Annotated in this window: 22 protein-coding genes and 1 tRNA gene; 18 read left to right on the forward strand and 5 right to left on the reverse strand. The window is 68.4% G+C overall.

Going from position 1 to position 26,597, the window contains the following annotated elements; translation table 11 throughout:
* Position 1 precedes the first annotated feature (1 nt).
* The 7 genes from ICG51_RS12805 (at position 2) to tssE (ending at position 9,382) form a co-directional block, all read left to right on the forward strand.
* Positions 2–1,414, forward strand: coding sequence for a DotU family type IV/VI secretion system protein (locus ICG51_RS12805; protein ID WP_190280721.1), 1,413 nt, complete (start codon positions 2–4; stop codon positions 1,412–1,414).
* Positions 1,411–5,001: a type VI secretion protein IcmF/TssM N-terminal domain-containing protein gene (locus tag ICG51_RS12810; RefSeq protein WP_190280722.1), complete on the forward strand. Its 3,591-nt coding sequence runs from the start codon at positions 1,411–1,413 to the stop codon at positions 4,999–5,001. The genes ICG51_RS12805 and ICG51_RS12810 overlap by 4 nt, the downstream gene beginning before the upstream one ends.
* A 17-nt stretch (positions 5,002–5,018) precedes the next feature.
* The gene (gene tssA, locus ICG51_RS12815) at positions 5,019–6,098 is read left to right on the forward strand and encodes a type VI secretion system protein TssA (protein WP_190280723.1); all 1,080 of its coding nucleotides are present in this window, start codon (positions 5,019–5,021) and stop codon (positions 6,096–6,098) included.
* A gap of 184 nt (positions 6,099–6,282) precedes the next feature.
* Positions 6,283–6,795, forward strand: coding sequence for a type VI secretion system contractile sheath small subunit (tssB, locus tag ICG51_RS12820; protein ID WP_190280724.1), 513 nt, complete (start codon positions 6,283–6,285; stop codon positions 6,793–6,795).
* Between the two features lie 49 nt (positions 6,796–6,844).
* Positions 6,845–8,329: a type VI secretion system contractile sheath large subunit gene (tssC, locus tag ICG51_RS12825; RefSeq protein ID WP_190280725.1), complete on the forward strand. Its 1,485-nt coding sequence runs from the start codon at positions 6,845–6,847 to the stop codon at positions 8,327–8,329.
* A 42-nt stretch (positions 8,330–8,371) separates the two neighbouring features.
* A complete protein-coding gene (locus tag ICG51_RS12830) occupies positions 8,372–8,863 on the forward strand; it encodes a type VI secretion system tube protein Hcp (protein ID WP_190280726.1) in 492 nt (163 codons plus the stop codon).
* 78 nt (positions 8,864–8,941) lie between these two features.
* Positions 8,942–9,382 (forward strand): type VI secretion system baseplate subunit TssE, encoded by a 441-nt coding sequence (tssE, locus tag ICG51_RS12835; RefSeq protein WP_190280727.1) that lies wholly within the window; start codon positions 8,942–8,944, stop codon positions 9,380–9,382.
* A gap of 14 nt (positions 9,383–9,396) precedes the next feature.
* On the opposite strand, the gene ICG51_RS12840 is transcribed toward tssE, so the two are convergent.
* From ICG51_RS12840 to ICG51_RS12850, 3 genes are all read right to left on the reverse strand, one after another.
* Entirely contained in the window at positions 9,397–10,959 is a 1,563-nt protein-coding gene (locus ICG51_RS12840; protein ID WP_190280728.1) for a class I SAM-dependent methyltransferase, read from the reverse strand.
* A complete protein-coding gene (locus tag ICG51_RS12845) occupies positions 10,956–12,524 on the reverse strand; it encodes a hybrid sensor histidine kinase/response regulator (RefSeq protein ID WP_190280729.1) in 1,569 nt (522 codons plus the stop codon). The genes ICG51_RS12840 and ICG51_RS12845 overlap by 4 nt, the downstream gene beginning before the upstream one ends.
* Before the next feature lie 212 nt (positions 12,525–12,736).
* A tRNA-Pro gene (locus ICG51_RS12850) sits at positions 12,737–12,813 on the reverse strand.
* 145 nt (positions 12,814–12,958) lie between these two features.
* On the opposite strand from ICG51_RS12850, the gene hisS reads away from it, so the two are divergent.
* Complete coding sequence (hisS, locus tag ICG51_RS12855; RefSeq protein ID WP_190280730.1) at positions 12,959–14,338, forward strand: histidine--tRNA ligase; 1,380 nt, start codon at positions 12,959–12,961, stop codon at positions 14,336–14,338.
* Entirely contained in the window at positions 14,338–16,233 is a 1,896-nt protein-coding gene (locus ICG51_RS12860) for an aromatic amino acid ammonia-lyase (RefSeq protein ID WP_190280731.1), read from the forward strand. The genes hisS and ICG51_RS12860 overlap by 1 nt, the downstream gene beginning before the upstream one ends.
* Positions 16,234–16,248: 15 nt before the next feature.
* Here ICG51_RS12860 and ICG51_RS12865 read toward each other — a convergent pair whose 3' ends face one another.
* The gene (locus ICG51_RS12865; RefSeq protein ID WP_190280732.1) at positions 16,249–17,277 is read right to left on the reverse strand and encodes a hypothetical protein; all 1,029 of its coding nucleotides are present in this window, start codon (positions 17,275–17,277) and stop codon (positions 16,249–16,251) included.
* 13 nt (positions 17,278–17,290) lie between these two features.
* Here ICG51_RS12865 and ICG51_RS12870 point away from each other — a divergent pair, with 13 nt between their 5' ends.
* Genes ICG51_RS12870 through hisIE form a run of 9 tightly spaced genes read left to right on the forward strand, consistent with a single transcriptional unit; the run spans position 17,291 to position 24,696 of the window.
* Positions 17,291–17,614: a YerC/YecD family TrpR-related protein gene (locus tag ICG51_RS12870; protein WP_190280733.1), complete on the forward strand. Its 324-nt coding sequence runs from the start codon at positions 17,291–17,293 to the stop codon at positions 17,612–17,614.
* Positions 17,615–17,623: 9 nt separating this feature from the next.
* Positions 17,624–18,538, forward strand: coding sequence for an ATP phosphoribosyltransferase (gene hisG / locus ICG51_RS12875; RefSeq protein ID WP_190280734.1), 915 nt, complete (start codon positions 17,624–17,626; stop codon positions 18,536–18,538).
* Positions 18,535–19,833 (forward strand): histidinol dehydrogenase, encoded by a 1,299-nt coding sequence (gene hisD / locus ICG51_RS12880; RefSeq protein WP_190280735.1) that lies wholly within the window; start codon positions 18,535–18,537, stop codon positions 19,831–19,833. Before hisG ends, hisD begins: the two co-directional genes overlap by 4 nt.
* Complete coding sequence (hisC, locus tag ICG51_RS12885; RefSeq protein ID WP_190280736.1) at positions 19,830–20,921, forward strand: histidinol-phosphate transaminase; 1,092 nt, start codon at positions 19,830–19,832, stop codon at positions 20,919–20,921. Before hisD ends, hisC begins: the two co-directional genes overlap by 4 nt.
* Positions 20,922–20,923: 2 nt before the next feature.
* Positions 20,924–21,997, forward strand: coding sequence for a bifunctional histidinol-phosphatase/imidazoleglycerol-phosphate dehydratase HisB (gene hisB / locus ICG51_RS12890; RefSeq protein ID WP_190282484.1), 1,074 nt, complete (start codon positions 20,924–20,926; stop codon positions 21,995–21,997).
* Positions 21,994–22,596 (forward strand): imidazole glycerol phosphate synthase subunit HisH, encoded by a 603-nt coding sequence (gene hisH / locus ICG51_RS12895; protein WP_190280737.1) that lies wholly within the window; start codon positions 21,994–21,996, stop codon positions 22,594–22,596. Before hisB ends, hisH begins: the two co-directional genes overlap by 4 nt.
* Positions 22,593–23,327 (forward strand): 1-(5-phosphoribosyl)-5-[(5-phosphoribosylamino)methylideneamino]imidazole-4-carboxamide isomerase, encoded by a 735-nt coding sequence (gene hisA / locus ICG51_RS12900; RefSeq protein WP_190280738.1) that lies wholly within the window; start codon positions 22,593–22,595, stop codon positions 23,325–23,327. Before hisH ends, hisA begins: the two co-directional genes overlap by 4 nt.
* The gene (gene hisF / locus ICG51_RS12905) at positions 23,321–24,091 is read left to right on the forward strand and encodes an imidazole glycerol phosphate synthase subunit HisF (RefSeq protein ID WP_190280739.1); all 771 of its coding nucleotides are present in this window, start codon (positions 23,321–23,323) and stop codon (positions 24,089–24,091) included. Before hisA ends, hisF begins: the two co-directional genes overlap by 7 nt.
* The gene (hisIE, locus tag ICG51_RS12910; protein ID WP_190280740.1) at positions 24,088–24,696 is read left to right on the forward strand and encodes a bifunctional phosphoribosyl-AMP cyclohydrolase/phosphoribosyl-ATP diphosphatase HisIE; all 609 of its coding nucleotides are present in this window, start codon (positions 24,088–24,090) and stop codon (positions 24,694–24,696) included. Before hisF ends, hisIE begins: the two co-directional genes overlap by 4 nt.
* Positions 24,697–24,718: 22 nt before the next feature.
* Here the strand turns inward: hisIE and ICG51_RS12915 are convergent, their stop codons facing one another.
* Complete coding sequence (locus tag ICG51_RS12915; RefSeq protein ID WP_190280741.1) at positions 24,719–26,545, reverse strand: diguanylate cyclase; 1,827 nt, start codon at positions 26,543–26,545, stop codon at positions 24,719–24,721.
* Positions 26,546–26,597 lie beyond the last annotated feature (52 nt).

A 26,597-nucleotide genomic window follows, 5' to 3' on the forward strand; every position in this document is an offset into this window, starting at 1 on the left:
CATGGCCCGACTCCTGCATCATTTCGCCCCGGTGTTCTCGTTCGGCCTGGCGCTGGACGAAAGCGTCGCCAGCGGGCAGGCCGCCGATGCGGCGGCGACGGTGGCCGCGCGTGCCCGCGAGCTGATCGAACGCGCCAGGGCCTCCGCGCTGGCGGATGGCAAGCGCCCGGAGCAGGTCGATGATGCCGCCTTCGCGGTGGTGGCCTGGATCGACGAGATCATGGCCCGCAACCCGGTGTGGCTGACCAGCGGCGTGACCCCGCTGCAGGTGGCGATGTTCACCACCAACAATGCCGGCAACGAGTTCTTCAGCCACCTGTCCGCGCTCAAGCAGGACCAGGACGAGGTGCGCGAGGTCTATTACCACGCCTTGCTGGTGGGTTTCGTCGGCCAGTACTACTACGAGACCGGGGATACCGGCGAACTGGGCAAGCTCAAGGAGCTGCACGGCCGCCAGCTGCCGGTGGCGCCGGCGCCCACGCACACCCTGCGCGAGGAGAAGATCACCCCGCAGCCCTATGGCGTCGCCGATCCGTCCGGCCCGCGGTTGCCGCGGCAGTGGGATCGCACCCTGCTGCGCCTCGGCGCGCTGGTCGCGCTGCTGATCCCGGTGGCATATCTGGTCTGGATCCTGCTCGCCTCGCCGAAGCCATCGATCACGCTGCCGGTGCAGCAGGTGCTGGCGAAGTTCGAATGCTCCGATCTCAGCGCGAACACCGATGAGGACAAGGGCAAGGTCCGGCTTTCCGGTTACGTGTCCCGTCCCGACGACATGGCCGCGGTGAAGCAGCAGGTGGCGGCCATCGAAGGGGTGAAGTCGGTCGACGCCCAGCTGCAGCTGCGGATCTGGCCGCACTGCGAGGTGGTCAAGGTGCTGGCGCCGTACAAGGCGCGCAACGACGACAGCGGCCACGACCTCACCATCACCCCCAGCACCGGCCATTCAGACCGCTTCATCGAAGGCGAGAAAGTCGTGGTCAAGCTGCAGCAGGCCAACTACGAGGGCTATCTCTACGTGGACTACTTCACTGTCAACGGCGACGTCGCACACATCTACCCCAACGCCGGCGAGCCCGACAGCGGGCGCGTGATCCGCGCGCTGGAGCAGTTCGAAGTCGGCGCGTCCGCCAGCAAGACCTGGACCGTCTGCCCGCCGTTCGGGCAGGAGCTGATCACGGTGATCGCCTCGCCCACGCCGCTCTACCGGGAGGCGCTGCCGGAGATCCAGACCGCCCAGGAGTACCTGCCGATGCTGCGCCGGATGCTGGAGGACAACCACGGCAATGCCAAGCTGGTGGCGTCGCACCTGTTCATGCAGACCGAGCCGGAGACCGATCCTGCGCGCAAGCAGGCCGCGCTGGCCGCGTGCGCCGCGCCGGTGCCGGAAGCGGCCACCGAGGAGGTGGCGCCGTGAATCCGCTCAGCTTCGTGGAAAACCTGTTCTCCACCGTCGGCAACGTGTTCGCGCGGATCGGATCGCTGTATTCGAAGGGGGCGGAGGGCGCGAAGTCGCCGTGGTTGCGGCGTATCGCGCTCACCCTGTTGCTGCTGGTGGTGCTGGCCGGGCTGGTGTTCCTGGCGCTGGCCATCCTGCCGCAGTTGCCGATGCGCTTCTGGCAGGTGCTGGGCCTGTGCGTGGTGGTGCTGGTGGTGCTGTGGTGGTTCATGGCCGGCCAGCGCAAGGCGTCGTTGAAGGGGCGTACCCGCAAGCGCATCGGCGACCTTGGTCCCGGCAATGCCGAGGACGAGCGCGAGCCGGTGGCGAAGATGGCCGCCGCGATCGCCGAGGCCAAGCGCACCATCGCGCGGGCACCGGAGATCGCGCAGGGCCGCACTCCGCTGTACCGGATCCCGTGGCTGATGTTCATCGGCGATGCCGATGCCAACGTCGATGGCCTGTTGCGTGCCGGCAGCGAGGTGTCGCCGTTCCCGGCCTCCGAGCAGGCGGCGATGGCGGCCGACGATGTCTGGCGCTGGTGGTTCCACAAGTCGATGATCGCCATCGAGATGCATCCGCGGGTGGTCTGCGATACCGGCGCGCGGCTGGATCGGGGGCTGTGGTACCAGGCGCTGATGAAGCTGGCGGACGAGCGCGAGAAGCTGCCGCTCAACGGCATCGTGGTGGCGGTGGCGGTGCAGACCCTGCTGGGTCCGGCGGAAGCGCTGAAAGATACCGCCACCCGCCTGCGCCGGCTGGTGGACGAGGCGATGGAGCATCTGCAGGTGCAGATGCCGGTGTACTTCGTGGTCACCGGGCTCGAGCGCCTGGCCGGTTACGAACAGCTGCGCGCCAGCCTGCCGACGGAAGCGTTCGCGCAGGCACTGGGCCATCGTTTCTCGGAAAACGAAGTGGTCAGCGCCGCCGCCAGCGGCCGCCTCGACGACGTGTTGCGCCCGATCGAGGAGCGCCTGCACGCCCTGCGGATGACCGCGCTGCGTGCCCAGCACACCGCGCAGCAGCGCCGCGCCCTGTTCGATTTCGTCGAATCGCTGCGGCTGGCGCACGACGGACTGGTGCGGTTTGTCGGGCTGATGCTGGAAGACAACCCGTTCCAGCGCACCCCACGCTGGCGCGGCCTGTACTTCGCCGCGGCGGCCAATGCGGCCCATCGCGGCGGCGGTTTCGTGGCCGACCTGTTCACCCGATTCCTGCCCAGCGACCAGCCGTTGGCCGGCACCAGTTTCCGCGGCAGCGCCGGCCGGATCGCGATTGCAGGCGCCGGCGTGCTGGCGATGCTGGGGCTTTCGGCTTCGTTTGCCTACGGCCTGAAAGCCGCGCATCGCGATGATGCCGCGCTGCTCGCGCAGACGCGAAGCGCCTGCGCCGAGGTGGCCAACCGCACGTCCACCGGCCGCATCGAATGGGTGGCCAGCTGCGGTCGCACCATCGAAGCGCTGGAAGCGGCGCAGGGCGAGGCTCTGCTGAGTTTCGGCATCCGCCGCGCCGACAGTGACATCGCCCGCCTCAAGCAGCGCGTGGTCGACGATTTCGCCAATCTGATCCTGGCGCCGGAGGACCAGATGCTGGCCACCGACATCGACCAGCGCCGCGCCGGCATCGAACACGTGCTGGCGATCACCCAGCGCCTGCGCCTGCTGGAGGAGTGTACTTCCGGTGCCGAGGCCTGCCGCGCGCGCGAGCTGCCGAACAACGTGAGTTTCGACGCTCGTTCGCGGCTGTTCGCCCCCTTCGTCAGTGCCGACAACGACACGCGCCGCGACCGGGCCAACGCGGACGCGCTGTTCGCCACCTACCTCGGCTACCTGCGGTGGCAAAAAAAAAACCTTCGTGACGCCGAGCAGGCGCGGCTCCAGGGCCTGCTGACCCGGCTGCTGGCGAACTACACGCCGCGCGCACCCGATTTGCGCAAATGGGCGGACGCCCGCGGCAGAGCCATCGATCTTGGGAGCCACTGGTTGCCCCAGGGGGCGGTGGTCGGCACCGACGCGGACCAGATGGCCGGTGTCTCCAGTGCTTATACCACCGACGCCTGGGAAGGCGTGGTGCAACCCATGCTGGCGACCCTGCGCGCGCAGGCACCGGAACGTGCGAGCCGCATCGACGACCTGCGCGATGCCTATTTCCGCGACTACTTCGCGCAGTGGGCGAAGTACCAGTCGCGCTTCCAGGAGGGGCTCGGTCTGTGGCGCGGTCGCTACGGCGAGCTGCTGGCACGTGCCGGCAGCAAGCAGAACCCCTACGCACTTTTTTTTGAATCCGCCCAGCGCAACCTGTATGAGCTGCCCCTCGATTGGCCGCTCTCGTCGCGCTGGGCGCTGACGTGGGCCCAGATGAAGGCGAAATGGCTGTCGTCGTGGCGGCCATTCGGTCGCTTCATCACCGGCTCTTTCCGCTTCGGCGGCGAAAAGATCCAGCCGCCGGTCTGGATGCTGGCGATGCGCGATACGCAGGCCACGGTGTTGGCTGATCAGGATGCGGAGTACGCGCGTGCCTATCTTCGGCTGCAGGCCGATGGTTCCGGCGAGGACGTGTATCAGCTCGCTTCCGACCTGTTCGCCAGCAAGGGCAAGGCCGAGAAGCCGCCCGCCAGCGAGTACGGCGAGTTGATCGCGGCGGTGGACAAGCCCGCCGAGAAGTACGCCACCGCGTTCAAGGGCGATGACCTGGCCGCGTGGTCGGTGGTGCAGGGGCCGGCCCGGCTGCTGCTGTTCCTCACCGTCCATCGCGCCGGCGAATTCGTGCAGGAGCGCTGGCGCGAAAGCGTGGTCAAGCCGCTGGCGGCACTGCCGCCTGCCCAGCAGGTCGAGGCGCTGTACGGGCCCCAGGGCAAGCTGGGTGCGTTCGTCAACGACTGGCTCAAGCCCTTCATCAGCGAGAAGGAGCGCCTGCCGGTCAAGGTGGATGGCGTGGCGATGCCGCTGACCGCCGCCTATCAGGGCATGGTGGCGGCCGAGCGCAAGTTCCTGCCGGTGCTGGGTGACGTCGCCCCGTTCCTGGCCGGCAGCTTCACCCTGGTGCAGCCCAGCCAGCTTGGCGCGCTGGACGAGGGGCCTTCCGGCACGGTGTTCGAGGTCGAATGCCGCGAGCGTGTCTATCGCGCAAGTTCGGCCGGCGCGTCGCTGGCGGAAGCCACCGCACAGGTATTCTGGTCGCCATCCAGCTGCCTGTCGGCGCGGCTGCGCATCGCCATTGCACTGCCGGCGGCCGAAGGTGGCGAAGTGGTGCAGGAATTCGATCCGGACACCAGCGCGATGCAGGCGGCGCCGCCGGAAGAGCTTGAACTGGTGCGCACCTATGCCGATGCCGACGGCTTCGCCGAACTGATCCGCGACTTCGCCACCGGTTCGCACGCCTACGGGCTGGAGGACTTCCGTGCCAGCTACAGCCCCGCGCAGTGGAGCCAGCTGCGGCAGAAGCTGGCGACGGCCGGCTTCCGCGGCGCGCGGGTATTCCTCAAGCCAGACCTGTCCGACGAAATGCAGCGCTACCTCGGTGCCAGCACCGCGCGCGCGGAAGTGCCCAGCGAGATCCTCGAATAACCGCAAACGGAGGGCCCATGGCCATCGATGTCACCGAACTCCTCGCGCCGATCCCCGGCAGCGATCCCGCCGGCAGCGATGCCAGCTTTTCCGACCAGTTCGACCGCATCCGCGAGGCTCGCCGCGCCGATGACCCCAACCTTGCCCAGGGCGACTGGCAGACCGAGCTCAAGGTGGCCGACTGGCGCGAGGCGCAAAGCCTCTCGGAAGACGTGCTGCTGCGCACCAGCAAGGACCTGCAGGCCGCGGTCTGGCTGGCCGAGGCGGCCATCGCACGGCACGGGCTGGAGGGCGCGCGGGATGCCTTCGACCTGCTGACGGGGCTGCTGGATACCTATTGGGATGGCCTGTATCCGCGTGCCGAGGATGGCGACTTGGAAGAGCGTGCCGGCAAACTGGCCTGGTTCGCCAACTACGGCGGCCGCGTGCTGCAGACCATGCTGCTCAATGACGATCCGCAAGCGGCGTTGACGCTGGCCGGCTGGATCGACTCGCGCGAGGTCGACAACCTTGGTCGCCAGAACGCCGAGGCCTACCAGGCCGCGCTGGACGAAGGCCGGATCAATGGAGAAACCTTCGACACCCGGATGCAGTCAATCTCCGAAGCGCTGGTCCGCGAGCGCAGCGACATGGTCCAGGCGGCCCGCGAGGCGTTTGCCCGCTTCAGCGCCATGGCCGATGGCCGGCTCGGTCGCGAAGCCCCCAGCCTCGGCGCGCTGGACGATGCGCTGAAGAAGATCCAGACCATCTATGCGCGGGTGGCGGCGGCCAAGGGCATGGGCGGGATCGAAGCCGCCGATGCGGAGGCGGGTACCGGTGTTGCTGCCAGCGAAGCGGGCGGTAACGGTGGGGCCCCGGCGGGGGCGTTGGAGCTTGGCGGCGGCAGCCTCGCCTCGAAGGAAGCCGCGCTCCGCGCGCTCAACGACATTGCCGGGTTCTTCCGGCGCACCGAGCCGCACAGCCCGGTGGCCTATCTGCTGGATCGCGCAGTGACCTGGGCCAACATGCCGCTGGAGCAGTGGCTGGCGGAAGTGATCCGCGACGAAGGCACGCTGTCTTCCATCCGTGAACGGGTCGGCCTGCCGCCCAGCTACTGATGGCGCGGGGCTGGGTGGGGCGCCCGCGTCCACGTCGAACGGCATATGCCCAAGTCTGGCCGTCCGACGGATGTTGCGGCCGCGGCGCGCTTCCTAGACTCGATTGCATGTCCCGGGGCGCGCTGCGTACTTGCCGCGATCCCGGCCCAGACACCCGCAACACCCAACATGCCCGGGGAATCTCATGGCCAAGAAGGAAAGCACCCAGCACAAGCTCGATCGCGTTCGCGCTCCGCGCGTGCAACTCACCTATGACGTCGAGGTGGGGGATGCGATCGAGAAGAAGGAACTGCCGTTCGTGGCCGGCGTGATCGGCAACTTCAGCGGTCAGCCCGCGGAGCCGCTGGCGAAGATGAAGGACCGCAAGTTCGTCAACGTCGACAAGGACAACTACGACGACGTACTCAAGGGCATGAAGCCGCGCGTGCAGGTGCAGGTGGACAACAAGCTCGCCGACGACGGTTCCAAGCTGGCGGTCGAACTGAACTTCCGCAGCCTGGAGGATTTTTCGCCGGAGCGCGTGACCAACCAGATCGAACCGCTGCGCAAGCTCCTTGAGGCGCGCCAGAAGCTCGCCGACCTGCGCAACAAGGCGGCCGGCAACGACAAGTTCGAGGACCTGCTGAACGAGGTCCTGCAGAACACCGACAAGATCGCCCAGCTGAGCAAGGAAGTCGGCCCCCGGTCCGACGACTGAGCGTCCACCCGCAACCGACGATCACGACCAGCAGCGAGCACACGACATCATGGCCAATACCGAAACCCTCGCGGCGCCCGCCGCCACCGCCGAAGCCGCCGAGGGCGGCCTCCTCGACCAGATCCTGACCCAGAGCAAGATCGCCCGCTCCGACAGCGAGCGCACCCGCGCCCGCGACCTGATCGCCGAGCTGGTTGCCCAGGTCAGCGACGGCGCGATGACCCTGTCCAAGGACGCCATCGGTGCGCTGGATGCGCGCATCGCCGAGATCGACCGGGTGCTGTCCGACCAGCTGTCGGCGGTGATGCACGCGCCGGAGTTCCAGCAGCTGGAAGGCAGCTGGCGCGGATTGAAGTACCTGGTCGACAACTCCGAGACCAGCACCACCCTGAAGATCAAGGTGTTCAACACGACCAAGAAGGAGCTGGTGAAGGACTTCAAGAACGCTTCGGACTTCGACCAGAGCAACCTGTTCAAGAAGCTCTACGAAGAGGAGTACGGCACCTTCGGCGGCGCGCCCTTCGCCACCCTCATCGGCGACTTCGAGTTCGGCCGCCATCCTGAGGACATGTATCTCATGGAGGAGATCTCGCATGTCTGCGCCGCAGCCCATGCGCCGTTCCTCAGCGCGGCCTCGCCGGAGCTGCTGGGCTTCGACGATTTCACCGAGTTGTCCGGTCCGCGCGACCTATCGAAGATCTTCGACACCGTCGAATACGCCAAGTGGAAGAGCTTCCGTGCGTCCGAGGACTCCCGCTACGTGGGCCTGGCGATGCCGCACGTGCTCGGCCGGCTGCCTTACGGGCCGGACACCGCGCCGGTGGAGGCGTTCAACTTCGTCGAACGCACCGATGGCACCGACCACAACAAGTACCTGTGGATGAACGCCGCCTACGCGCTGGGCACCAAGGTGACCGATGCCTTCGCGAAGTACGGCTGGTGCGCGGCGATCCGCGGGGTGGAGGGTGGTGGCCTGGTCGAGGGTTTGCCCACCCATACCTTCGCCACCGACGATGGCGAGGTGGCGCTGAAGTGCCCCACCGAGATCGCGATCACCGACCGGCGCGAAAAGGAACTGGCAGACCTGGGGCTGATCCCGCTGGTGCACTGCAAGGGCACCGATTACGCGGCGTTCTTCTCCACCCAGTCGGCGCAGAAGGCCAAGGAGTACAACACCGACGCCGCCAACGCCAATGCGCGCCTTTCGTCGCAATTGCAGTACATCTTCGCGGTCAGTCGCATCGCCCACTACCTGAAGTCGATGATGCGCGACAAGATCGGCAGCTTCGCCTCCAAGTCCAGCGTCGAACTGTTCCTCAACAACTGGATCTCGCAGTACGTGCTGCTGGACGACAACGCCTCGCAGGAGGCCAAGGCCCAGTACCCGCTGCGCGAGGCCCGCATCGAAGTGGCGGAGATCCCGGGCAAGCCCGGCGCCTACAAGTCGGTGGCATTCCTGCGCCCGCATTACCAGCTGGACGAACTGAGCGTGTCCCTGCGCCTGGTCGCGGAACTGCCCAAGTCGGCCCGCTGACGCCTGTTTCCCTTTTCCCTTCCAATCTGAGGAGATTCCAAGATGGCTTCCGATTACCTGCTCGAGCTTGATGGCATCAAGGGCGAGTCGCTCGACGAAAAGCACAAGGACAAGATCGAAATCGATTCGTTCACCTGGGGCGTCAGCAACGCCGGCAACATGGGGCGCGGCGGCGGCGGCGGCACCGGCAAGGCCGACTTCCAGGACCTGACCTTCACCAAGCAGACCGACAAGGCGAGCCCGTTGCTGGTGAAGGCAGCGGCCACCGGCGACCACATCAAGAAGGCCGTGTTGACCGCGCGCAAGGCCGGCGGCAAGGGTGGCCAGGTCGAATACTTCAAGATCACCCTGGAGGACGTGATGGTGAGTTCGTTCACCACCGGCGGCAACGCGGGCGGCTCCTCGATCCCGATCGATTCCTTCAGCCTGAACTACACCAAGATGAAGTACGAGTACATGCCGCAGAAGGCGGACGGCAGCTTGGAGGGCGCCATCATCGCCCAGTACGATCGCGCGCTGAACAAGGCCTCCTGATAGCGGGCGTCTCCGCGGCCCGTTGCGCATGTCGCGACGGGCCGCTGCCTTTTCCCGGATCCGCCACGAGGGCAGGACATGCGTGGACTGATGGACCGTCTGGTCGACCTGGCCTTGCCGGAGGACACCGGTCGTCGGGTATCGATCACCGACATCCGCAACAGCGTTTCCCGTGATCTGGAGAACCTCCTCAACACCCGTTCGGAAGCTGCGCGGATGATCCCTGAGGTGTTCAAGGAATGCCGCGCCTCGTCGCTGACCTACGGCATCCTGGATTTCTCTTCCTACAGCCTGCTCAGCCCGCACGATCGCGACCGCATCCGCCGTTCGCTGGAACAGGCGATCGCGCTGCACGAACGCCGGCTGACCCGGATCCGCGTCACCCTGGAACCGCAGCGCGAGCTGGACCGCGCCTTGCGCTTCCGGGTCGATGCGTTGATGGAGCTGGGTGACGACAACGAAAAGGTGCAGTTCGACGCGGTGTTGCAGCTCAACACCCAGACCTACGTGGTGCGCTGAGCCGACGGCGCCGCCTACGCCTCCAGCAACGCCATCCTCGCCGCCTGGTGCAGGCCGTCGGCCAGCTGCGGCGCCAGCTTCTGCCGCCACCACGCCGCCGGACGCAGTGCCTCCGGGCCTTCTCCCTCCGCTGCCGGCAGGGCTGACATCCGCAGCGCCAGGTCATCGAGCAGCGCCACGTGGTCGCGGCTGCCATCGAGCAGCTGGATGAGTTCGATCGCCAGGCGGCTGTCCAGGCGGACCATCGATGGGCGGAGGCTGGCCACGCAGTCCGCGCCGGCCTCCAGTTGCAGGCGTGCCAGCGCGCTGGCACGCGGCTTCGCGCCCGGCTCCGCCGCGAACCGGGGGGGCTCGCAGTGCAGTCCCAACAGACCGTGCTCGAAGCCGCTCAGCAGTGCCTGCGCCAGCGCGGATGCATCCTCGTCGGGACCGGCCGTGCTGCCGGCAGCCGCGCGCGCGCGCGTCAGCAGGTCGGGGAAGGCCAGTGGCAGCGGGAACGCTTCAGCGATGGCGTCCAGTGCCGCCTGGATCACCGGGTGGTCGGTGCTCAGCGCAGCGCCATCGCTGCTGCGGAAGCCGATGGTTCCGGCATCGTCCGTGTCCGCGGCGTCGCGCTGCAGGTGCCCGACCGCATGCAGGCTCCGGGTCGCATCTGCTTCGGCGGGGCGCATGACAGCGGCCTCCGCGCGACAGAGCAGCGTCTGCCGGAACCGGCGCCCCTTCAGGAAGTCCAGGTACTGTTCGCGCTGCAGTACGTCGCCGTCGGCGAGCGCAGCAAGCCCGGGGCGTGCTTCCGGCGCCAGCGCGGCGTCGCTCATCTCGTGGTAGTCCGCTTCGGCCAGGAAGCGCAGGCCGTGGGCCTGGGCCTGCGCGGCAAAAGCCGTGATGCTCAGGGGCTCATTGATCTGCGCCAGGTCGTCGTGAAACAGCACGGCGTGGTCGGTGCGGCGCAGCAGGTCGGCAGCCTCGTCGCGGATAACCTCGGCATAGGGCTTGCCCTCGGGGACCGCCGCACCCAGCCAGCCGAGGAACTGCCGTGCGCTGGCGATTCTCGCAGTCGGCTCCTCGATGCCGGCGCAGTGGTGGCGCAGCATGTCCCACATCACCCGGCGCAGGTGGCAACCCGGCAGTGCGTTGTAGCTGATGTAGGCGATGCCGGCGTCGGCCAGCCGCTGCCGGCAGAGCGCCAGCAGGTGATCGCGCACCTGCGGTGGTACCCAGGAGTAGAACCCGTGCGCGGTGATGTAGTCGAAGGCTTCCCGGCCGGGGTCCCAGCGGGTCAGGTCGGCTTGTACCAATAGCAGGTTCTCCAGTCCCAGCCGCCGCCGCATTGCCTCGCCGCGTGCGATCGCGTTGCGCGACATGTCGATGCCGACGAAGCGCGCCTGCGGGTACGCCATCGCCAGGGCCAGCAGCTGCAGGCCGTCGCCGCATCCCACCTCCAGCAGGCGGCACCGCGAAGGTGGCGCGCAGTCCAGCCCATGCAGGCGACCGATGGCGGCCAGCCGCGACGGGTGCATCTGCGGCAGCACATGCGCCGGATATTCCAGGGTGTCGTAGGCGAACTCCGTGCTCATGCGGTGTCTCCCGTGCGTGCGCGGGCTGCCAGCACGGCCGCCAGCATGGCTTCGCGCAGTCGGTGCGGAGCCACCGGTTTGAACAGCACCGGGATATGGCTGGCCATGATCGCGTCGACCCGCTCGGGCCGGGTTTCGCCGGTCACCAGCAGGCGCGCGAAAGGCGGATGTTGTGCGTCGGCGCCGTAGTGACTGGCGATCGCTCCCAATACTTCCAAGCCGCTATGCTCGTCCTGTAGGTGCAAATCGCTCAGGACCAGGTCGGGCGGGGCGGGCCAGCCGGACAGGCGGGCGAGGGCACCGGCCTCGTCGGAGGCCGTGCGGATATCGCAGCCCCATTCCTGCAGCAGGACGCGCAGGCCTTCCAGAATGCCGGGCTCGTCGTCGATCGCAAGCACGCGCAGGCCGCCGAGGTCGAGCGGGATGTCGATGCCGTCGCTGCCGACAGGCGCGCGCGCAGTGCCGGGCTCCAGCGTGATCGACACCCGCGTACCGCGGCCGAGCCGCGACGCGAGGTCGATCCGGCAATCCACAAGGCTCGCAAGCCGCTGCACGGTCGCCAGCCCGAGGCCCAGACCGCGCTTGCGCTCCCCGGTGCGGGTATCGGCCTGCTTGACCTGGTAGAACTCCTCGAACACGCGGTGCTGGTGTTCCGCGGCGATGCCGCAACCGGTATCCCACACGTCCACCCGGATCCTGCCGGACGCCTGGTGGCGTACCCCGATCAGCACGCCGCCGGCATCGGTGTACCGCAAGGCATTGCTGACCAGGTTGTTGAGGATGCGCGCCAGCATGGTGCGGTCGCAGTGCACCCACGCATCGGTCTTGCGCACCACCAAGCGCAGTCCGCGCGACTCCGCCAGCATGCGGAAATTGCGGCTGACTTCGTCGAAGACGCCATCCAGGTACACGTCCACCGGCTCCGCGCGCATGCTGCCGGCTTCCAGCCGCGACAGGTCCAGCAGTTCCGAGAACAACTGGTCCAGCGAGGCCACGCATTCCTCGATGTGCATCATCCGCGCCAGCTTGTCCGGGTCGGTTTCGCCTGCGCGCAGGGTGGAAGAGAACAGCGTCAGCGCGTACAGCGGCTGGCGCAGGTCGTGGCTGGCAGCGGCCAACAGGCGCGAGCGGGCCTGGCTGGCGGCCTCCAGCTTGGCGTTCTTGTCGGCCAGCTCGATGGAAGCGCGTCCCAGCTCGCTCTGCATGCGGTTGCGTGCGCTGGCCAGCAGCTTTGATGCCTGGTTGACCCCCAGCTGCAGCCGGCGGATGGCGCCTTCCCGCTTCACCGGGTGCACGTGCACCGCTTCGCCGCGACCGAGCCTGTCCATGGCGACGCCCAGCTCATCCAGCGGTCGCAGGACCTGGATCGCGATGTCCCAGCTGAGTGCCACCACCAGTGCCAGGGCGCCTACCAGCAACAGGCCGCTGAGCCACAACGCCGGTCCCATGCCGCTGGCGAGGGGGCCGTGCGACAGCTGCCAGGCGCCATAGACCAGCAGGCAGAAGGCAATGGACACCGCCAGCGTGAGCGGCATCACCACCCGCCAGGCCCACTGCCTGAGCATGGAGTCCCGCGGTCGATTCGGGCCTGGACCCGCCGGGGCCGGGGATGCCTGCATGCTGCCTTGGTTGCGATTGCCGGAGATACCGCGGCAAACGGACTGTGGCGGCGGCTGCGGCCATCGTGCGTGGAGCGACAGGCGGCCGCGGCGGTCGTTCCGGCGCCGGAAACGAAAAAACCGCCTTTCGGCGGTTTCACGCAACAGCTTGATTTGATTGGTCGGGGAGACAGGATTCGAACCTGCGACCTCTACGTCCCGAACGTAGCGCTCTACCAGACTGAGCTACACCCCGACAGCTGAGCCGCGCATTTTAGGGACATGTCCCGTCCTCGGCAAGTCCCCCGCGATGCATCCACCGTCGATATGCCGTTTCCGACCTTCGGGGGAAAGGTCGCGCCCGCTAAACTAGCGGTTTTCCGCGCCACCGGAGCCCCACCGTGATCAAGCCACGCACCCCTACCGGGGTCATGGAACTGCTGCCGCGCGACCAGATCGCGTTCCAGCGGATGCTCGACACCATCCGCCAGACCTTCGAGCGCTTCGGCTTCCTGCCGGTGGAAACGCCGGTGATGGAGCTGTCCGAGGTGCTGCTGACCAAGTCGGGCGGCGAAACCGAGCGGCAGGTGTACTTCGTGCAGTCCACCGGTGCGCTGGAGAAGCAGGCGGAGGGCTTGCCGGAACTGGCGCTGCGCTTCGACCTTACCGTGCCGCTGGCGCGCTATGTGGCGGAGCATGAGCACGACCTCGCGTTCCCGTTCCGGCGCTACCAGATGCAGCGGGTGTACCGCGGCGAGCGCGCTCAGCGCGGGCGCTTTCGCGAGTTCTACCAGTGCGACATCGACGTGATCGGCAAGGACAGCCTGTCGCCGCGCTTCGACGCTGAGATCCCGGCGGTGATCGCAGCGGTGTTCGAGCGACTGGCGATCGGCGAGTTCACCATCCAGTTCAACCACCGCAAGTTGCTGCGGGGTTACTTCGAAGGCCTCGGCATCGAGGGCGAGGCGCAGCTGCTGGTGCTGCGCGAGCTGGACAAGCTGGACAAGCGCGGCGCGGACGCCGTGCGCGAAACGCTGGCGGGTGAGGGCTTCGGGCTCGGCCCGGAGGTCATCGATAAGTTGATGTCGTTCTCGCAGGTGCGCTCGCACGGCCACGCCGACGCGCTGGCCAAGCTCGATGCGCTGGGCGCCGGCACGCCGCTGTTCGACGAAGGCCGCGAAGAGCTGCGCACCATCCTCGACCAGCTCAAGGCGCTGGGCGTGGCGGAGTCGCGCTACGCGCTGAACCTGTCGATCGCACGCGGGCTGGATTACTACACCGGCATCGTCTACGAGACCACCCTCGACGCCTATCCGCAGATCGGCTCGATCTGCTCTGGCGGCCGCTACGAAAACCTCGCCGGCCATTACACCAAGTCGAAGCTGCCGGGCGTCGGCATCTCCATCGGCCTGACCCGCCTGTTCTATCAGTTGCAGGACGCAGGCCTGGTTGCCACCGCCGACAGTTCGGTGGACGTGTTGCTGGCGCTGCTGGATGACGCCGGGCTCGCGCATGCGCTGGCGCTCTCGCAGCGGCTGCGTGCGGCCGGCCTCAACGTGGAGACCCAGCTGGAGCCGCGCAAGCTGGCCAAGCAGTTCCAGTACGCCGACAAGGCCGGGATCCGCTTCGTGGTGATGCGCGGCGAGGATGAGGCCGCGCGCGGCGTGGTCACAGTCAAGGACCTGCGTCGCGGCGAACAGTTCGAGGTGGCGGAGGCCGAGCTGGCCGCGGCCCTGCTGGTGGAACGCGAGCAGCTGCGCAGCACGGCGGGGAAGGCGTGATGAAGGATGTCGTCAGGCTGGACGGGGTGTCGCTGACCCGTGCCCAGCTGGTGGAGGTGGCGCGTGGCGCGCAGGTGGCGCTGGATGCCCAGGCGCTGGAGCGGGTGGCGCATGCCGCCGAGTTCCTGCTGGAGCAGGTGGCGAAGCAGGAGCCGATCTACGGCATTTCCACGGGTTTCGGCAGCAATGCCGACAAGCTGCTGGGCAGCCACCGCCTGCGCGACGAACTGCCGGGTGCGGCCCGGTCCGGGCAGCCGCCGCATATCGAACTGCAGCGCAATCTGATCGTCACCCACGCGGTCTGCGTGGGCGAACCGTTTGCGCCGGAAGTGGTGCGGGCGATGCTGTGCATCCGCATCAACACGCTGTTGCGCGGCCATTCCGGCATCCGCGTGCAGACGCTGCAGGCGCTGGCGGCGATGCTCAATGCCGGCATCGTGCCGGTGGTGCCGCAGCTGGGATCGGTGGGCGCCTCCGGCGACCTGGCGCCGCTGTCGCATCTGGCCATCGTTCTGCTGGGCGGTGGCGAAGCCTTCGTCGACGGCCAGCGCATGCCGGGCGCCGACGCGCTGGCGCGCAAGGGCCTGCAGCCGGTCGAGCTGTCGTACAAGGAAGGCCTGGCGCTGAACAACGGCACCGCGCAGATGCTGGCCACCGGCGTGCTGGCGGTGCAGCTGCTGGAAGACCTGCTGGATACAGCCGACCTGGCCGCGGCGATGACCATCGATGCTTTCGCCGGCCGCCTTGGTGCGTTCGCGCCGGAAGTGCACGCGCTGCGCCCGCATCCCGGGCAGGTGCAGACCGCCGCCAACCTGCGACGCCTGTTGGACGGTTCCACCCTGTCCGACATCGCCTACCACCTGGTGCCGAAGTTCCGCCAGTGGCTGCCGGGCAGCTGGGACAGCCCGTCGCTGCAGGCGCTGGGCTTCGACATCGGCTGGGACTGGGTGGGCTTCGCCCAGCGCCATGGCCGCGAGAAGTTCTACCAGCGCTTCCTGCCGTTCCGCGGCGGCAAGAAGCACCAGCCGCAGGACAGCTACTCGCTGCGCTGCATCCCGCAGGTGCATGGCGCAGTGCGCGACGCGCTGGAGCAGGCCAAGCGGGTGCTGGAGATCGAGCTCAATGCGGTGACCGACAACCCGCTGGTCTTCCCGGACAAGACCGGCGCGGCGTTCGTTGAGGAGCAGGTGATCTCCGCCGGCCATTTCCACGGCATGCCGCTGGCGCTGGCGATGAGCTACCTGAAGGCGGCGATTCCGGTGCTGGCTTCAATCAGCGAGCGTCGCCTCAACAAGCTGGTCGATCCGGCCACCAATGACGGCCTGCCGCCGTTCCTGATCGGCAACGAGGACGGCACCGAGTCCGGTCACATGATCGTGCAGTACACCGCCGCGGCCATCGTCAACGACCTCGCCAGCCGCGCGATGCCCGCCTCGGTCTATTCCATCCCGACCTCGGCCAATGCCGAAGACCATGTTTCGATGGGTGCCAACGAGGCGCGCCACGTGCTGGCGATGGCGCAGGACCTGGGTAAGGTGCTGGGGCTCGAGCTGTTCACCGCCGCGCAGGCGCTGGACCTGCGCCGCGACATGATCAATGCCGCCCGCGAGCTGGCCCGTCGCAGCGATGCCGGCGGCTTCGCTGCGAAGATCGGTGGCGGTCCGCTGCCCGATGCGGCCGAGCGCGCGGCATTCCTGGCCGAAGTGGACGCACTGCGCGAACAGCTCGCCCGTTCCGGCGAATTCCAGCCGGGCAGGGCGGTCGCCACTGCCCACGCCGCTATCCGCGCGCGCATTCCCTATCTGGACCGCGACCGCGCGCTGGATGGCGAAGTGGCCGCCGCCGTGGCGATGGTGGCGGACGGGAGCATCCTCGCGGCGGTGCGTGCGGGCTGAGGGTTTGCTGTGACTTCAGTCAGTGCCGGCTTGCAGCAAGCCGGCACGCCTGAGCATTGAAACCAGCTTGTTGCGGAATTCGGGGTCTCCGCTGCGCCAACCTCGGGTGCTGTCGATCAGCTTGCCGCCCTGGATGATGGCAAAGGTCGGCATGTTCCATTTCGGGATCACGGCCCATTCCGCACGGTTACGAATCGCCAGCATCGGGGTCCGAGGATGGGTGCGGTTCCATTCCCGTAGCGCATCCAGATCCTCGTTGCCGGGGGGCAGCGAAAGCCAGCGCGCATGCCGCGTGAACACCGGGCCAAGCACTGGGTCATTCGCGATGTCGTTGGCGGCATCGGCTGAAAAGTGACAACCCGCCGCCACGATGATCTGCAATGGCTGCAGATCGATACCTGTGCGCGTCAGCGTATTGCCGTCCTTACTGAAGCGCCATGCGCTCGGCAAGCCGGGGTCGGTGTCGAGGAACGCCGGCACTTGGGGCAGGCCGGAATCTGTATGCCGTGCGGCGAAGCTGCGGGCTGCATCGAAGCGGCCTGCGCTCAGCAATGCATTGAACAAGCGTGATCTGGCCCGATTGTCCGCAAGGCCGCGTCGCTCCATTTCGCCGAGGACGCGCTGCGCCGAAGCGGTGACGTGCGCGGCGCTGGTGTAGAAGATCGCGGTTTCTGCTGCCTCCCAATGTCGCTTCAGGTCGGTGTCGCTGTGGTTGCGCAGTTGCCCCGCATTGTCGATGTCGCCGAAGTTCCTGTCGTAGCTGCGCTGGATTCGTGTCGCGAATCCCAGATCATCCGGGCGCGGCGATTGCTGCACATCCGCCTCAACCCTATTTGCGCGCCGGGCAACCTCCGTCTCGGCTGCTCGCACGGGCAGAGCCGTTATCGCGGCTGACAAGGTCAGGATCATGAGCGTGCGCACACGAGGCAGCTTATGTCTCAAGAACGGGCTTGCCAACTGCGCGCCCTTGGGATAATGTATTAACACGCTAATACATTGATCCAACTGATGCAGGCAGTTCAGTTCCTTGCGTCCTGCCGTCATCCCCGAGGCCTCGATGAAACAACGCCCCGAACCCCTGCCCAAGTACGACGCCGCGGTCGCGATCGACGCGCTGGCCACGGCGCTGGCCAAGCTGGAAAGCGCGGAGGAGGTCCGGGCCTTCCTCGATGACCTGTGCACGCCGGCGGAATTGGAGGCGATGGGCGACCGCTGGCGGGTGGTGCCGCAGCTGCTGCAGGGCGTGCCTTACCGCGAAATCCACGAGCGCACCAAGGTCAGCGTGACCACCATCGGGCGGGTGGCGCGCTGCCTCGAGCGCGGTGCCGGCGGCTATCGGGTTGCCGCTAGCCGTCTGGGCCTGGCCAACACTTCTTCCTGAGTCCACACGATGACCACTGCAACGACAACCGCCGGGCGTGATCGCCTGCGCATCGCCATCCAGAAAAACGGCCGCCTCAGCGAGCCGGCGCGCGCACTGCTCGCGTCCGCGGGTTTGAGCTGGCGCGAAAGCCGCGACAAGCTGTTCTGCTACGGCGAATCCCTGCCGGTGGACCTGCTGCTGGTGCGCGACGATGACATTCCCGGCCTGATCGCCGATGGCGTCTGCGACCTGGGCGTCGTCGGCCGCAACGTGCTGCTGGAGCAGGCCGGCGAGCGCACCGAGGCCGGCAAGCCGGCGGTGTTCCGCGAATGGCGCGCGCTGGGCTTCGGCGGCTGCCGCTTGTCGATCGCCGTGCCGGAAGGCTGGGATTGGCAGGGGCCGGCGCAACTTGCCGGAAAGCGCATCGCCACCACCTATCCCAACCAGCTGCGCGCGTGGCTGCGTGCCCAGGGCGTGGACGCCGAGACCGTGGTGCTCAACGGCTCGGTGGAAATCGCGCCGCGCCTGGGCCAGGCCGACCTGATCTGCGACCTGGTCTCCAGCGGCGCCACGCTGGCCGCCAACCAGCTCAAGCCGGTGCTCGACATCCTGCACAGCGAGGCGGTGCTGGCTGGTCCGGTGGCGCCGTTTGGCGATGTTCGCGCCGAGCTGGCCGACCTGCTGCTGCGGCGCATGGATGGTGTGCTGCGCATCCGCGACAGCAAGCTGCTGCTGTTCCAGACCCCGCGCGAAGCGCTGCCGCAGGTATTGCAGCTGCTGCCCGATGCCGAGCCGCCGACCATGTGCGCGGTCGATGGAAGCGAGACGCTTGCGCTGCAGGCGCTCTGCCACGGCGCGATGACCTGGCAGCGGCTGGAAGACCTCAAGCGCGCCGGTGCGCGCGGCCTGATGGTGCTGCCGGTGGAGCGGATGCTGGCATGAAGCGGATCGACTGGAACGCGCTGGGCGCGGATGAGCGCACTGCGGTGCTGCGGCGCCCGGTGCAGGCGGTGTCGGACACGCTGCGCGAGGGTGTGCGGGCGATCTTCGATGCGGTGGCTGCACGCGGTGACGGCGCGCTGCGCCACTACACCGCGCAGTTCGACGGCGTCTCGTTGGAGGATTTCGAAGTCGGCGCCGGGGAATTCGAAGCTGCCGCCGGGCAGGTGCCGGCGAACGTGCAGGCTGCGATCCTTGAAGCGGCAGCGCGGATCGAGGCCTTCCACGGCGCCGGCATCACGCAGCCGTACGAAGTGGAAACCGCGCCCGGCCTGTTGTGCCAGCGCGTGCAGCGCCCGATCAATCGCGTCGGTCTGTACGTGCCCGCGGGCAGTGCGCCGCTGCCGTCGACTGCGCTGATGCTGTGCATCCCGGCGCGGTTGGCAGGCTGCGGCGAGATCATCCTGTGCACGCCGCCGCGTGCGGACGGCAGCGCCGATCCCGCCGTGCTGCTGGCGGCGCGGCAGGCGCCAGGCCTGCGTGTGTTCAAGCTTGGCGGCGCGCAGGCGATCGCGGCGATGGCGCTGGGCACGGACAGCGTGCCGCGCTGCGACAAGCTGTTCGGCCCCGGCAACGCTTGGGTGGACGAGGCCAAGCGGCAGGCCGCGCAGCGGCCGGGCGGGCTGGCCATCGACATGCCGGCCGGGCCGTCGGAGGTGCTGGTCATCGCCGACGCTTGCGCGAACGCTGCCTTTGTTGCTGCCGACCTGTTGTCGCAGGCCGAGCACGGCCCCGACTCGCAGGTGCTGCTGCTGACCGACAGTCCGGCGCTGCGGGATGCGGTGGCAGTCGAGGTCGATGCGCAGCTGGCGCGGCTGCCGCGCGCCGACATCGCCCGGCGTGCGCTGGTGGCATCGCGGCTGGTGCTGGTGCGCGACATCGAACAGGCCATCGAAGTCAGCGATGCGTATGCGCCGGAACACCTGATCCTGGCGGTGCGGGAGCCGCGCGGCTGGCTGGAACGCATCCACAACGCCGGCAGCATCTTCCTCGGCGACTGGACCCCGGAAGCGCTGGGCGACTATTGCAGCGGCAGCAACCATGTGCTGCCCACGGGCGGCGCGGCGCGCGCGTGGAGCGGCTTGTCCGTCGCCAGTTTCCAGAAAGCGATCACGGTGCAGGAAGCCAGCCGCGCCGGGATAGCCAGTGCCGGGCCCTGCGCCGCCACGCTGGCGCATGCGGAAGGCCTGCAGGCGCATGCGCGGGCGGTGGAGTTGCGACTGGAGCAGGCCGTATGAGCGCGACGGTGAATGCGCTGCTGCGCGAGGACCTGCGGGATTTCGCCGGCTACAGGTCGGCGCGCAGCGAAGCGCTGGCCGGCTCGGTCTGGCTGAACGCCAACGAGTCTGCGTGGGCCAACGGCAGTGATGCCGGCGGTCGCCTGCGTCGTTATCCGCAGCCGCAGCCGGAAGCGCTGTGCGCGCGGTTGGCGGCGTTGTACGACGTGGCGCCGGCGCAGCTGCTGGTCGGGCGCGGCAGCGACGAAGGCATCGACCTGCTGCTGCGTGCCTTCTGCATGCCGGGCCGAGGCGCGATCGTCACCGCGCCGCCGGTGTTCGGGATGTATGCGGTGTGCGCGCGCCTGCACGGGGCGAAGATCGTCGAGGTGCCGCTGCGCGAGACCGAGGCGGGCCTGTGCGCGGACCTGCCGGCGATGGGCGATGCCGCGCTGGCCAGCGCCGCCTCGCTGTTGTTCCTGTGCTCGCCGGGCAATCCATCCGGTGAGTTGCTGGAACTGGACGCCATCGCGGCGCTTGCGCAGCGCCTGCGCGGACGCTGCCTGGTGATCGTGGACGAGGCCTACATCGAGTATGCCGATGCACCCTCTGCGACCCGCTTGCTGGAGCAGCACGATAATATCGCCGTGCTGCGCACGCTGTCGAAGGCGCATGCGCTGGCCGCCGCGCGGGTGGGTTGCGTGCTTGGCAACCCGCAGCTGATCGGGGCGCTGCGCCGCGTGCAGGCGCCGTATCCGCTGCCGCAGCCGGTCGTCGATGCGGCGCTGGCCGCGCTGGCGCCGTCGACACTGGCGCTGACCCTCAGCCGCATGGCGGCGGTGCGCGAGGCGCGCGCGCGGCTGGCCGACGGCCTGCGCATGCTGCCGCAGGTGCGGCGGGTCTATCCTTCCGCCGGCAATTTCCTGCTGGTGCGGTTCGCCGACGCGGACGCCGCGTTCGCCGCGCTGCTGTCGGCCGGCGTGGTGGTGCGCGACATGCGTGCGATGGCGCAGCTGGGCGATGCACTGCGCATCACCGTTGGCAGCATGGAGGAATGCCGCCGTGTGCTCGCTGCTCTGGAAGCGACGCGCATGGGGGTGGCGGCATGAGCCTGCAGCCGATCCTGTTCGTGGACCGCGACGGCACGCTCATCGAGGAGCCCGCCGACTTCCAGATCGATGCGTTCGAGAAGCTGCGCTTCGTCAAGGGCGTGATCCCCGCGCTGTTGAAGCTGCGCGATGCCGGCTACCAGTTCGTGATCGTCAGCAACCAGGACGGGCTGGGCAGCGAGGCGTATCCGCGCGCTTCGTTCGACGGCCCGCACGCGCTGATGCTTCAGGTGTTCGAAAGCCAGGGGATCGTGTTCCGCGATGAGCTGATCGACTGCAGCCTGCCGGCCGACAACAGCCCGAACCGCAAGCCCGGCCTCGGCATGATGACGGCCTTGCTGCAGGACCGGAGCATCGACTGGGCGCGCAGCGCGATGGTCGGCGACCGCCAGACGGACCTCCAGTTCGCCGACAACCTGAAGATCCGCGGCTTCCAGCTTGCCACCGCACAGTTCGGTGGCGACTGGGACTGGGCCGGGATTGCGCATGCGCTTGCCGATGCGCCGCGCCAGGCGATGGTCGTGCGCAACACCAAGGAGACCAAGGTCCGCGTGGAAGTGGATCTGGATCGCGTAGCCGAGCCGCAGGTCGCCACCGGGCTGGCGTTCTTCGACCACATGCTGGAGCAGATCGGCAAGCACGGCGGCTTCGACCTGCGCATCCATTGCGAAGGCGACCTGCACATCGACGAGCACCACACGGTCGAGGACACCGCGCTGGCGCTGGGGCAGGCGCTGCGCGAAGGGCTGGGCGACAAGCGCGGCATCGGTCGCTACGGCTTCACCCTGCCGATGGACGAATGCCTGGCCAGCGCCGCGCTGGACTTTTCCGGCCGGCCTTATTTCGTCTTTGATGGCGCGCTGCGTCGCGAGCGCGTGGGCGACCTGCCCACCGAGCTGGTGCCGCACTTCTTCCGTTCGCTCTGCGACGCCGCAGGTTTGAACCTGCACCTGAAGGTGCAGGGCGAAAATGATCACCACCAGATCGAAGCCTGCTTCAAGGCACTGGCGCGGGCACTGCGGCAGGCGATCCGCCGCGAAGGCGCGGAGTTGCCGTCGACAAAGGGCACGCTGTGATGGAGGTTGCCGTCATCGATGCCGGCGGGGCCAATTTCGGCTCGGTCTGCTACGCGCTGGAACGGCTGGGCGCAGCCCCGCGCATCGTGCGCGACGCGGATGACCTTGCGGGCGCGCCACGCGTGCTGCTGCCCGGCGTCGGTGCGGCCGCGCCGGCAATGACGCTGCTGCACGAACGCGGTTTCGCCGAGGTGCTGCCGGCGTTGCAGGTGCCGCTGCTGGGCATCTGCCTGGGCATGCAGCTGCTGTTCGAATCTTCCGAGGAAGGCGGCGTGGGCTGCCTTGGCCTGCTGCCCGGGCGGGTGCGGAAACTCGCCGGTGGGCCGGGCCTGCGGGTGCCACACATGGGCTGGAACACCCTCGAGCAGGTCGCCGCATCGCCGCTTCTCGACGGCATCGGCAGTGAAGCGCGCGCCTATTTCGTGCACGGCTATGCCGCGCCCGTCACCGGGGATTGCATCGCCGCCTGCAGCCACGGCGAACGCTTCGCCGCGGTGGTTGCGCGTGGGCGCGTGGCCGGCGCGCAGTTCCACCCCGAGCGATCTTCCGCCACCGGCGCGCGGCTGCTGGCCAATTTCCTGCAATGGAACCCGACATGAGCTTCACCGTCTATCCCGCCATCGACGTCCGCGAAGGCCGCGTGGTGCGGCTGCGCCAGGGCGACTACGCCGACGAGACCCGCTACGGCGACGACCCGCTGGCATTCGCCGTGCGCTACGCGCAAGCCGGTGCCAAGTGGCTGCACCTGGTCGATCTGGACGCGGCGAAGGCAGGCGGTTACACCCTGCTGCCGCTGCTGCGCGCGATCGTTGCGCAGACCGGGCTGCAGGTGCAGACCGGCGGCGGGGTGCGCTCCCGCGCGGGCCTGGCGAGCCTGCTCGATGTCGGCGCCGCGCGGGTGGTGATCGGCTCGTTGGCGGTGCGCGAGCCCGGCACCGTGGCGGAATGGCTGGCGGATTTCGGTGGCGACCGCATCACCGTCGCGCTGGATGCACGGCAGGACGAGGCGGGGGCGTGGCGCCTGCCGGTGCACGGCTGGACGCAGGTCGCCGAGGAGACGCTCGACGAGGTGCTGGCGCGCCATGCCGATGCCGGGTTGGTGCACCTGCTGTGCACCGACATCGCCCGTGACGGCATGTTGGCCGGGCCGAACATCGATTTGTATCGGCGCCTGTGCGAACGCCACCCGGACCTGCGCCTGCAGGCCAGTGGTGGTATCCGCGACGTGGCCGATCTCGGCGCCGCGCGCGCGGCCGGATGCAGCGGCGCGGTGCTGGGCAAGGCATTGCTGGAAGGCCGCGTCGACCTGCGCGGGGCGCTGGCATGCTGAGCCGCCGCATCATTCCCTGCCTCGACGTGCGCGACGGTCGCGTGGTCAAGGGCGTGCGCTTCCGCGACCACGTCGACATGGGCGACATCGTCGATCTGGCGCTGCGCTACCGCGATGCCGGCGCCGACGAGCTGGTGTTCTACGACATCGCCGCCAGCCCGGAAGGGCGCAGCGTGGCGCGCGACTGGGTGGAGCGTGTGGCGCGGCTCATCGACATCCCGTTCTGCGTGGCCGGCGGGATCCGCAGCGTCGAGGATGCGCGCGCGGTGCTGCGCGCCGGCGCCGACAAGATTTCGATCAATACACCGGCGCTGGAGCGGCCCGCGCTGATTTCAGAACTGGCCGAGGCGTTCGGCGTGCAGTGCGTGGTGGTCGGCATCGACTCGGTACGCGAGGACGACGGGCAGTGGCGGGTGCGCAGCCACACCGGCAGCCCGGATGCGATGCGCGCGCCGGGCCGCCTGACGCTGGACTGGATCGTCGAAGCGCAGAAGCTCGGCGCCGGCGAGATCGTCCTGAACTGCATGGGCAGCGACGGCGTGCGCGCCGGTTACGACATCGACCAGCTGCGCGCGGCGCGCGCCGTGTGCCATGTGCCGCTGGTGGCCTCGGGGGGTGCCGGCACCACGTCCCATTTCGCCGAGGTGTTCATCGACGCCGACGTGGACGCCGCGCTGGCGGCCAGCGTGTTCCATTCCGGCGCCATCGCGATTCCGGAACTCAAGCAGTACCTGCGCGGGCAGGGCATCGAGGTGCGGCTGTGAACATTGCAACGATCGACATCGGTGCGCTGGCCTGGGACAAGCAGGATGGCCTGCTGCCGGCAATCGTGCAGGACGCGGCCACGCTGCGCGTGCTGATGCTGGGTTACATGAACCGCGAAGCGCTTGGCGTTACGCTGGCCAGCGGCAAGGTCACGTTTTTCAGTCGCAGCAAGGGCCGGCTGTGGACCAAGGGCGAAAGCTCCGGCCACGCGCTTGAATTGGTATCCATCGAAGCCGATTGCGATGACGACACCCTGCTGGTGCAGGCGCATCCACGCGGCCCAACCTGCCATCTGCAGCGTGCCAGCTGCTTCCCCGCCGCACCGGCGGATGGATTGGCCGAGCTCGATGCACTCATCGCCCAGCGCGAACGCGAGCGCCCGCAGGGCAGCTACACCACGAAGCTGTTCGAGGACGGCGTCCGCCGCATCGCCCAGAAGGTGGGCGAGGAGGGCGTGGAAACGGCGCTGGCGGCCGTGGCCCAGGAGGATGCGGCCCTGCTGGGCGAGGCCGCCGACCTGCTGTACCACCTCACGGTGCTGCTGCGCGCGCGCGGACTGTCGCTGGAGGACGCCAGGGGGGTGCTGGCGGCGCGCCGCGGCTGATCCCCGCCGGGTTACCGCCGCCTCAGGCGGTGGTCAGCGAATGGCGCACGCAGTTGCGGCCGTCGTCCTTGGCGCGATACAGAGCCTCGTCGGCGATGCGGATGATTTCCTCCGCACTGCTGCCGCGATCGCTGGACACGGTATGGATGCCGATGCTGACGCTCAGGCGGATGGCCAGCGCTTCATGGCGCACGGGATCCTGCTGGATGCGCAGACGGATGGCTTCCGCGACCTGCAACGCGTCCTGGGCATCGCGGCAGCTCAGCGCCACCACGAACTCCTCGCCGCCGAAGCGCGCCACCAGGCCGCCACGTTGCGCGGCGACCTCCTCGATCCGGCGCGCCGCCTCGACCAGGCAGCTGTCGCCAGCGGGATGGCCGTGGCTGTCGTTGATCCGCTTGAAGAAATCCAGGTCCAGCAGCAGCAGTGCGATCTGGCCGCCGCTGCCCTTGCGCGATTCCAGCATCTGCGCGAACGCTTCGCGAAAGTGGCGACGGTTGTAGGTGCCGGTCAACGGGTCGCGACGGCTGTATTCCTGCAGCTTGACGTTGGCTTCGCCCAGCTTCGCCATGGTCGTGCGCAGTTCGCGGGTGCGGTCGATCAGGCCGCGCTCCAGCTTTTCGTTGGTTTCCTGCACGATGCGGATGTTTTCCTCGCGCAGGCTGGCGTAGCGCCTGCCCAGCGCCAGTGAGAGCAGCAGCAGTTCCAGCGCGGAGCCGATCTGCACCCCGTTCTGGGTCCAGAAGTTCTGCGGCAGCGCCCCGAACGCCAGCAGGGTGAACGCGGCGGTACCGCTGAGGAACAGCGACCAGGCCAGCAGGAACAGCCGCGCCGGCTGGTAGCCGCGGCGCAGCATCACCACGGTGGCGATGATGATCCAGGCGACGCCGAGCAGGACCGCTCGCGAGGCGATCGGGGTGGCGATGCTGTACGGCAGCCAGGTCGCTGCGACCCCCAGGGCCGCGAAGAACGCCACCACGCCCAGGCAGACCTTGTCGCCTGTGGGCCAGCGCGTGCGCAGGTCCAGGAAGCTGCGTGCGAACAGCTGCATGCCGATCAGGGCCAGGCAGATCGACAGCGGGATCGAGGCGTCGGCCAGCCAGGCGGAGGTCGGCCACAGGTACTCGAAGCCATAGCCGTTGAGGGTGAACAGCACCAGTCCGAACGCGCCGGTATGCAGCAGGTACCAGAAGTAACTGGCATCGCGCAGCATCAGCCACAGCACCAGGTTGTAGCAGAGCAACGCCAGCACGATGCCGTAGTACAGGCCGTTGGAGAACTGCGCGTCGCGCAGCAGCTCGGCGAACGCCTTGGGCGTGTACAGCGCCAGCGGCACCTGCATCGAGCTTTCGCTCTGCACGCGCACCAGCAGCTCCATGCGCTGCCCGGCCGGCAGGTCGAGGCGGAAGTTGGGGTGGCGGTAGCGGATGAAGCGGTCGGCGAACGGCACGTGGTCGCCGCCGGCAGTGTGCTCCACGTGGCCGTCCGGGTGGCGGAGATACACATCGAGCTTGTCGCTCAGCGCGTATTCCTGCACCAGGATCCACAGCGGCTCGTCGCGCTGCAGGTTCTCCACCGGCAGGTGGAACCAGTAGGCGCCGGTCTGGAACCCGAAGGCCGGGTTGCCGTCGGGCAGCGGCGCGAACCCGCCGGCATGGGCCCGGGAGAAGGCCTGGTCCGGCGTGGCTTCGGCCGACGTGTCGTGCCAGTAGTGCATCGCTCCGGCCAGCGGGAAACTGGACTCGCCGGCGCCCAGGCGCAGTGTCGGGTCGCTGGCGGCGGCCGGCAGCATGCACAGGCAGGCGGCCAGCACCAGCCACCAGCCGGCCAGTCGCCTTCGTGCCTGCATGCCCCGTGGTGTTCCCATCCCCATGGCGGGGATTCTAGAGCAGCCCGCGTGC

This window comes from Thermomonas sp. XSG, assembly GCF_014678725.1.
GTDB lineage: Bacteria > Pseudomonadota > Gammaproteobacteria > Xanthomonadales > Xanthomonadaceae > Thermomonas.